Origin of the sequence: Streptomyces sp. NPDC007095, assembly GCF_040634475.1 — a bacterium.
Lineage (GTDB): Bacteria > Actinomycetota > Actinomycetes > Streptomycetales > Streptomycetaceae > Streptomyces.
Genome location: NZ_JBEYFS010000355.1, coordinates 1 through 7987 on the forward strand (window position 1 = coordinate 1; position 7987 = coordinate 7987).

General features: G+C 73.0%; 5 protein-coding genes. All 5 read right to left on the reverse strand.

What is annotated here, in order from left to right; all coding sequences use genetic code 11:
* Window positions 1–3235, reverse strand: a 3235-nt coding sequence (locus ABZ656_RS54415) for a beta-ketoacyl synthase N-terminal-like domain-containing protein (RefSeq protein WP_360279676.1), incomplete at its 3' end; no start/stop codon positions are given.
* Complete coding sequence (locus ABZ656_RS54420; RefSeq protein ID WP_360279666.1) at window positions 3210–4478, reverse strand: MFS transporter; 1269 nt, start codon at window positions 4476–4478, stop codon at window positions 3210–3212. The genes ABZ656_RS54420 and ABZ656_RS54415, both read right to left, overlap by 26 nt.
* 296 nt (window positions 4479–4774) lie before the next feature.
* On the reverse strand, window positions 4775–6439 hold the full coding sequence (locus ABZ656_RS54425; RefSeq protein ID WP_360279669.1) for an AMP-binding protein: 1665 nt from the start codon (window positions 6437–6439) through the stop codon (window positions 4775–4777).
* Window positions 6440–6465: 26 nt separating this feature from the next.
* On the reverse strand, window positions 6466–6966 hold the full coding sequence (locus ABZ656_RS54430; protein ID WP_360279672.1) for a DUF3592 domain-containing protein: 501 nt from the start codon (window positions 6964–6966) through the stop codon (window positions 6466–6468).
* Between the two features lie 129 nt (window positions 6967–7095).
* Complete coding sequence (locus tag ABZ656_RS54435) at window positions 7096–7749, reverse strand: lytic polysaccharide monooxygenase (RefSeq protein WP_101404979.1); 654 nt, start codon at window positions 7747–7749, stop codon at window positions 7096–7098.
* Window positions 7750–7987 lie beyond the last annotated feature (238 nt).

Consider the following 7987-nt stretch of genomic DNA (forward strand, 5'->3'; position numbering starts at 1 on the left):
CGTCCGGGGTGACGTGCACGCGCTCGTCGTCCGGGGTGACGTGCACGCGCTCGTCGTCCGGGGTGACGTGCACGCGCTCGTCGTCCGGGGTGACGTGCACGCGCTCGTCGTCCGGGGTGACGCCCACGGAGGTCGCCCCCTGCCCCGTCCGCTCCGCGATCAACCGGGCCGCGAGCCGTGGGGTCCCCGCCTCCTCCAGGATCTCCCGCATTCCGATCTCGATCCCGAACTCGGCCTCCAGCTGCCGCACCATTCCTATGAGCTGGAGCGAGTCCGCGCCGAGCCCGACGAACGTCCGCTCCGCCGTGATCTCCTGCGGCGCGTATCCGAGATGGCGAGCGCTGAGTGCCAGCACCCGTTCCAGTACGGCCTGTTCGGTCATGCCGTCCTCCGTCCTGCGGTCGTGGGCCAGGGGGGTGGGCGGCGGTCCTGTCCAGTACGTCCGGTGCTGGAAGGGATACGGCGGCAGCGGGATCCGGCGGGCGTCGCAGCCGTCGAGCAGGGCCGCCCAGTCGAGCCGGTGGCCCGCGCAGTGCAGCCGGGCGACGGCCGCCCAGAGGGTGCCCGGGCCACGGTCGTCGCGGCGCTGGGTGGGGACGGCGGCGGTATCCGGCCGGGCGCGCCGGACGAGCCCGGTGAGGGGCGCGTCGGGGCCGATCTCCAGCTGGACCGGCCGCCCGGGGTTCCGCTCCAGCGTGCGCAGTACGGCGGCGAAGTCCACCGGCCGCCGGGTCCCCCGTACCAGGTGGTCGGCGTCCGGCAGCCAGCCCACCGGGTGCCGGACCCCGTCCGGACCACTGACGAACTCGGTCCTGGTGGGCCGTAGTCGTACCTTTCCGCAGGCGTCCCGGAACTCCGCCAGGACCGGGTCGAGCAGGGCGGTGTGGAACGCGCGGTCCACCGGCAGAGGCTCCGCGGGCGTGCCGCGTTCCGCGAGCCGGGCGCGGGCGGCGGCCACCGCCTCGGGCGGTCCGCCCACGACGTACTGCCCCGGCCCGTTGACCACGGCGAGTTCGAGTCCCTCGACCTCGGTGACCAGCCCCCGTACGACGTCCTCGGCGGCGAACACCGCGAGCATGCCCCCGGTCGCGGTGCCGTCGCGCATCAGCCGCCCCCGTTCGCAGACCAGCCGCAGCCCGTCCTCCAGCGTCAGCGCCCCGGCCACGCACAGGGCCGCGTACTCCCCGGCGCTGTGCCCGGCCACCGCGACCGGTTCGACGCCGAACCGCCGCCACAGCCGCGCCTGTGCGACCTGCAGGGCGAAGAGCGCGGGCTGAGCGAAGGCGGTGTCCCAGACCCGCGCTCCTTCCGGGTCCCGGGACCGCTCTCCCTCCGGGTCCCAGACCCGCCCTCCCTCCGGACCCCAAGACCGCTCTCCCTCCGGGTCCCAGACCCGCCCTCCCTCCGGACCCCAGGACCGCTCTCCCTCCGGGTCCCAGACCCGCCCTCCCTCCGGGCCCCGGGACCGCGCCGCCTCCGCGGGACCACCGTCGGCGCCGCCCAGCAACCGGTCGAGGAATCCCTCCTCGCCCGTCTCGTCCCGGTGGATCCCCGCGCACTCCTCCAACGTGCGGGCCACCACCGCGAACCGCTCGGCGAGCGCCGCGCCCATCCCGTCGTACCCGCTGCCCTGGCCGGTGAAGAGGAACACCGGTCCACCGCCCGCCTCCGCCCCGGCGACGCCGTGCGCGTACGCCCCCGCCTCGCCCCGCACGAAGGCGTCCAGCGCCGCCGCCGTGTCGCCGGCCGGGGCGGTGACCACCAGCCTGTGTTCCAGGTGCCGTCGCCCGAGCGCGGTGGTGAGGAGCAGGTCGGCGGGGTCGGTCCCGGGGTGTTCGGTGAGGTGGTCGCGGAAGGCCCGTGCGGAGGCGAGGAGCGCCTCGGGGGTGTGGCCGGACAGCGGCAGCAGTGCGGGGGCCTGCCCGCGGTCCGCAGGGCGGGGGGCCGGGGTCGGCGCCTCCTCCAGGATCACGTGGGCGTTCGTCCCGCCCATCCCGATGGAGTGCACCCCGGCCCGGCGCGGGCGGCCCTCCTCGGCGGGCCAGGGCAGCGCGCGGGTGGGCAGGACGAAGGGGCTCCCGGTCACGTCCAGGGCCGGGTTGGGGCGGGTGTGGTTCACCAGCGGCGGTATCTCCCCGTGCCGCAGCACCAGCACCGCCTTGATCAGCCCCGCAAGACCGGCCGCGCTGTCCAGGTGGCCGATCGCCGACTTCGTGGAACCCAGCGCGCAGAAGCCGGTGCGGTCGGTGTGCAGCCGGAACGCCTCGGTGAGGGCGGCGAACTCGATCGGATCGCCCTTGAGCGTGCCGGTGCCGTGCGCCTCCAGGTAGCCGACGGAGTCGGCGGGCACCCCGGCCGCGCGCAGCGCGCCGAGCACGGCGTCGCGCTGGCCCGTGGAGCCCGGCGCGGCGAACCCGGTCCGGTCGGCGCCGTCGTTGGTGACGGCGGACCCGGCGATCACCGCGTACACGGTGTCGCCGTCGGCGAGCGCCCTGTCCAGCGGTTTGAGGACGACGGCGGCGACGCCGTTGCCGCCGACGGTGCCGTCCGCGTCGGCGTCGAAGGCGCGCACGGTCCCGGAGCGCGAGATCGTCGAGCCGCGTACGTGCCGGTGCCCGGTGACCTGGGGCACGTGCAAGGCGGCCGAGGCGACGACCATGAGGTCCGCGTCGCCGAAGTGCAGGGCCTGGCGGGCGAGATGGACGGACACCAGGGACGACGAGCAGGCGGTGGCCACATTCAGGGCCGGGCCCGTCAGTCCGAGCCGGTGGGCCGCCCGAGGGGCCGCGAAATCGGGGTAGTTGCCGACCTGCGCCTGCTTCTGCCGCTGCCACTCCCCCGAATCCGCCTCCTCCCGAAGGTTGTTGGCGAGATAGCCGTGCAGCGAGTAGAGCCGGTAGCCGGTGCTCCCGCACACCCCGATCCGCACCCCGGCGCGCGGTTGTGCGTACCCCGCGTCCTCCAGGGCGTGGTGGGCGCACTCCAGGAAGAGCCGCTGCTGCGGATCGGTGACCGTGGCCTCGCGGGCGCTCATCCCGAAGAAGGCCGCGTCGAAGCCGTCGATGCCGGGCAGCGGGGCGCTCGCGGCCACGAAGTCGGGCGCGCCGTACTCCTCGGGGGCGAACCCGGCCGCCGCCAGTTCGGCGTCGGTGAACCGCCGTACGTGCGTCACGCCCGCCCGGATGTCCCGCCAGTACCCGTCCGGGGTGTCAGCTCCCGGAAATCTCAGCGCCATCCCGACGACTGCCGTACGCACCGCTCGTCCCCTCCCTGCCGGCGCCGTGGACCGCGTACAACCGGAGCAGGTAGATCCCCGCGACCACGATGGCGAGGCCGTGCGACCAGGCCACGACGGTGAACGCGGAGAACGATTCGAGGGCCGCCGACACCGCGATCATGCCGATGCCGAAGCCGAGGTTCTCGACCGTCGCCGTGAGCCCGAAGGCGTGGCCGCGCAGGGTCTCCGGCAGGGTCTGCAGATGCGAGGTGTACGACACCTCGGTGAGCCCGTCCGCGGCACCCGCGACGAGGGCGATCAGCACGGTCGCCGCCATCGGGAACCCGGCGAAGCCGAGGATGAACGCGGAGGACATGACGATGGTGCCGAGACCGAAACCGAGCGCGCCGACGGCCCGTCCGGAGCGTTTGGCCCAGCGTTGGATGACCTGTTGCGCCAGGACGTTGCCCAGCGCCCAGAACAGCCAGAAGCGGCTGACGAACGCGGCCGGGTCGTCCGGGTGGAGCGTGCTGGAGTAGACGGGCAGGGCCGCGTTGTGCGAGGAGGAGCCGAGGGCGTCGACGGTGCGAAGGCACATCATGAGGCCGAGCGCGGGCACGGTGGCCAGCGCCGTCGTCGCGGCCCACACGCCGCGCTTCTCGCGGGGTTCGTCGGGCGCCCGCGGAGGCTCGGGGGCTCGTTCGATGCCCGGCAGCCACGCGACCGCCGCCGCGCACACCACGAAGCTCGCCGAGTCCACCAGGAACGCGGCGGTGAAGCCGAGCCAGGGCACCACCACACCGGACGAGGCGAACCCGGCGACCATGGCCAGCGAACGCCCGCCCACCATCAGCGAGTTGGCCCAGGCGCGGCGGTCCGCGCCGACCAGGTCGGGGATGGAGCTGCGCAGCGCGACCATGAACACGGTGCTGCACGCCCCGACGGCCGCGGACACCGTGAACAGCACGCCGGTCCGCAGTCCCCCGTCCGGCGTCACTACCAGCAGGAACATGACAACGGCTTGGGCGATGTTGGCCCACAGCATGACCGGCTTGACCCCGAACCGGGCCTGCACGCGCCCCGCGACCGTCCCCGCCAGGAACCCCGCGCCCAGCCGCACCGCCATGAACAGTCCGATGGCGAGGGCGCTGTGGGTGGTGGCGTAGACGAACAGGTTGAGCGCCACCATGTTGAGGAAGGTGCCGTACGAGGAGACGGAGTAGCCGGCGACCAGGACGCGGTAGCGCCCCTCGGCCGTCACCGGTGCCGCGCCACGAGCCGTCCCCGGACCGCCGCCCGCCCCCACGCGCCGGATGGCGGTGCGGCACCGGCGATGTTCACGACCCGGATCAGGTGACGCATGTTCCCTCTTTCCTCGGCGCGGACGGCACAGGTGTCCGGAGGCATCCTCCCCCTGTGGGGCGGAGGGGATTCCTCTGTTCCGGGACTCCCTGAGACGGGACGTCCGCCGGGTCGCCGAAAGTTCCGGCCGGCGAGCACCCCCGCGCGAAGCGCTCCAGCATGCGGTTGGACTGCGCGGCGGAGCGCGCCCGGAATCTACCCGGTCGGCAGCAACTTCTCGCGTCCGCGCGCCCGGTACTCGGCCAGCAGCCCCTCGATGTCCGGCTCGCGCAGTCTGCGGTACGCGGACTCCCCCGGCGGCCGCCACCACACCGGGTCGGCACAGCGGAAGCCCTCGCGGCGCAGGCCCACCCGGTGGATCTTGTTGGTGGCGGTGACCGGCATCCGCGTCACGATCCGGACGAAGCGGGGTGCCATCTTCGTCCCCAGGTCGGGCTGGGCGAGGAGGAATTCCGCGAAGGCCGACGGGTCGAATCCGGCCCCCTCGCGCGGCGCGATCGCCGCCATCACCTGGTCCCCGGCCACCGGGTCGGGGACCGCGTACACCGCCACGGCGGCGGCGTCCTCGTGGCGGGTGAGGATGTTCTCGATCATCGCGGCGGCGAGGTTCTCGCTGTCGACGCGCAGCCGGTCGTCGGCCCGCCCGGCGAAGTAGAGGAAGCCGTCGCTGTCGCGGTAGAAGAGGTCCCCGGTCCAGTACCAGCCCTCGCGGCGGCGGTCGGCGTCCGCGGCGGGGTTGCGCCAGTAGCCCTCGAAGGGGTTGGGTCCGCGGTTCACCAACTCCCCTATCGCCTCGTCCCCGTTGAGAAGCCTCCCGTCCTCGGCGAAGACGGCGGGCGGGCACTCAGCCCCTGTCTCCGGGTCGACCACCGCGAGGTCGTCGCGGGGCGCCGCCCGCCCGATCGCGCCGGCCGGGGCGCCGGGCGTCCACTGGATGGCGGCGCCACCCTCGGACGAGCCGTACCCCTCCACCAGCCGTACCCCGAAGCGCTTCTCGAAGGCGGCCGCGTCCACGGCCCCGGCCTCCGTCCCGAAGCCCATCCGCAGCGGGTTTTCACGGTCGTCGCCGCGGGCGGGCGTGGCCAGCAGGTACTGCACCGCGCGGCCCACATAGGTGAAGTACGTCGCCCCGCAGGCCCGTACGTCCGCGAGGAACCCCGACGCCGAGAAGCGCCGCCTCAGCGCGATCCCCGCGCCCGCCGCCAGCGCGGGCGCCCAGTCGGCGATCACCGCGTTGCCGTGGAACATCGGCATGCAGATGTAGTGCGTGTCGTCCGGGCGCACCCCGAACTGCTCGACGAGCGAGCGCCCGGCGGCGGCCAGCCGTCCCTGGGTGCAGATCGCGGCCTTGGGGGCGCCGGTCGAGCCGGAGGTGAAGTAGAGGAGGAAGCGGGCGTCCGGCGACACGGAGGGCGCCGCGTCCGGCTTCGCGCCCTCGTACGGCGCGAGGAGTTCTCCGTACGCCTCGGTGTCGGTGACCAGGACGCGTACGCCGGGCAGTTCGAAGCCGTCGAGGAGCGGCAGATGGGTCCGCTCGGTGACGAGGACACGGCACTCGGTGTGCAGGATGTCGCGGGCCAGTTCGGGGCCGCGCCGGGTCGGGTTGATCCCGGCGACGGCGGCACCGGAGAGGGCCGCCGCACTCAACCAGAGCGGATATTCGGGGGTGTTGTCGAGCAGCACCCCGACGTGCGGTGCGGCGCCGGGCGGCAGCAGGTCGGCGAGGAGCGCCGCCCGCGCCGCCGCGCCCGCCGCCACCCGGTGATGGCTCAGCACCCGCCCCTCGAACCACAGTCCCGGCCGGTGGTCGCCCCACCGTTCCTGTACGAGTTCCGCGACGGTGCGCCTCATGGACCCCATGGGGGCGCACGATAATTGACGGGCCGTCAGAAGGGGAGGCCCGTGCCCTCGAAGTCGCCCCCTCCGCTCCCGGCCGAGTCCCACATCGAGAAGAACCCGTGGATGCCCACCATGAAGCCGATGCAGAAGAGGACGATCACCGTGCAGAAGACCAGGGTGAAGACCGTGCCCGCCGCCAGCAGTCCCCGTTGCGGCGCGTGGGCCGTCGCCTTCTCGGGACGCTCGGCGGTGTAGTGGACGGTGACGATGTCGCCCTCGACGATCGTCGCCGGGCCGTTCTTCTCCTCGAAGCGGACCGTACGGCCGTCCCGCGCCCTGAACTCGTACACGTGATGCAGGGTCGTACTCACCGAGGTGTCGCCACCGCCACCGCTGGTCGTCGTGAAGGACCGCAAACAGCGCGCCTCGGCGATCAGCCCGCTGTTCCACGCCCGGCTCATGTCCAGCGACCGGCGGACCACCACGACCGCCATGAAGACCGCCCCGGCCATGATCACCGCCGGCACGGCATAGAAGAACACGTCCACGACATTCCCCCGTTGTCCGGTACAGCTCCACGCACGCCGTCATGGTCATGTCGACGTGCGTGGAACCTACCCGTGGGGGGTGCGCGAGCTCCTCAAGAGAGGCTCAGAACATTTCCGGTCGGGACGCGCTCAGAACGTGACGTCCGCGCACGAGTAGAACGCGTTCGCGGTGTCGGCGATCGTCCACACGCCGAGGATGACATGGTGACCGCTCAGTCCGGAGGGCAGCGTGCCGGTGTGACTGAACGTGGACGGCGGGCGCTGCCCGTTGTACGGAACGGTCAGGAACGGGGTGGTGTTCAGGTCCGCCCTGGTCAGTGCGTGGTTCTGGTTCCAGCCGGACTTGGTGACGAAGTACTTGAAGTCGGTCGTGGCGTGCACGGCCGTGAACTGCCAGCGGAAGGTGTAGCTCTGCCCGCCGGTGACCTTGGTCGTCGGCCAGGCCGCACCCGAGGGGGTCTTGGGCTGGTCGAGCTGGCTGAAGTTGGTGTGGTTCGCGGAGCAGATCTGGCCGTCCGCGGGACCCGCCGCCGGGAAGCCCTTCGGGCCCTCGACGCTCTGGGGCTCCCACTGGATGTCGCCGCAGCCCGCGACACTGCCGCCGTTGGCGGCGCACAACTTCTGCCGGCTGAGGGGCTGGTCGGTGTAGCCGTGGGCGTCGGCTCCGCCGGTGGAGAGCACGAACGTGCCCGCCGTGGCGAGGCCCACGACAGCGGCGTACAGCTTGGCTTTCCTGGTGGCACGGACCCTTGCCGCATGGATCCTGGTCGTCCGTATGCGCATGCTGCCGCTCCTGGAGGACGTGGGGGAGGTTCTCGTGAGCCGTGCGCGCGATTTTCAGGTCTAGACCAAGTCCCAGATTATTGCCGCGACTTGAACATGTCCAGACCAATTACCAAGCTGTCGGACCCCGTCACGGCCCCGCCGTCGGACCCCGTCACGGCCCCGCCGTCGGACCCCGTCACGGCCCCGCCGTCGGACCCCGTCACGGCCCCGCCGTCGGACCCCGTCACGGCCCCGC

What these genes read in the sequence shown, in the direction of transcription:
- ABZ656_RS54435 (WP_101404979.1), bottom strand. Translation starts at nt 7,749, where the DNA reads ATGCGCATACGGACGACCAGGATCCATGCGGCAAGGGTCCGTGCCACC.
- ABZ656_RS54425 (WP_360279669.1), bottom strand. Translation starts at nt 6,439, where the DNA reads ATGGGGTCCATGAGGCGCACCGTCGCGGAACTCGTACAGGAACGGTGG.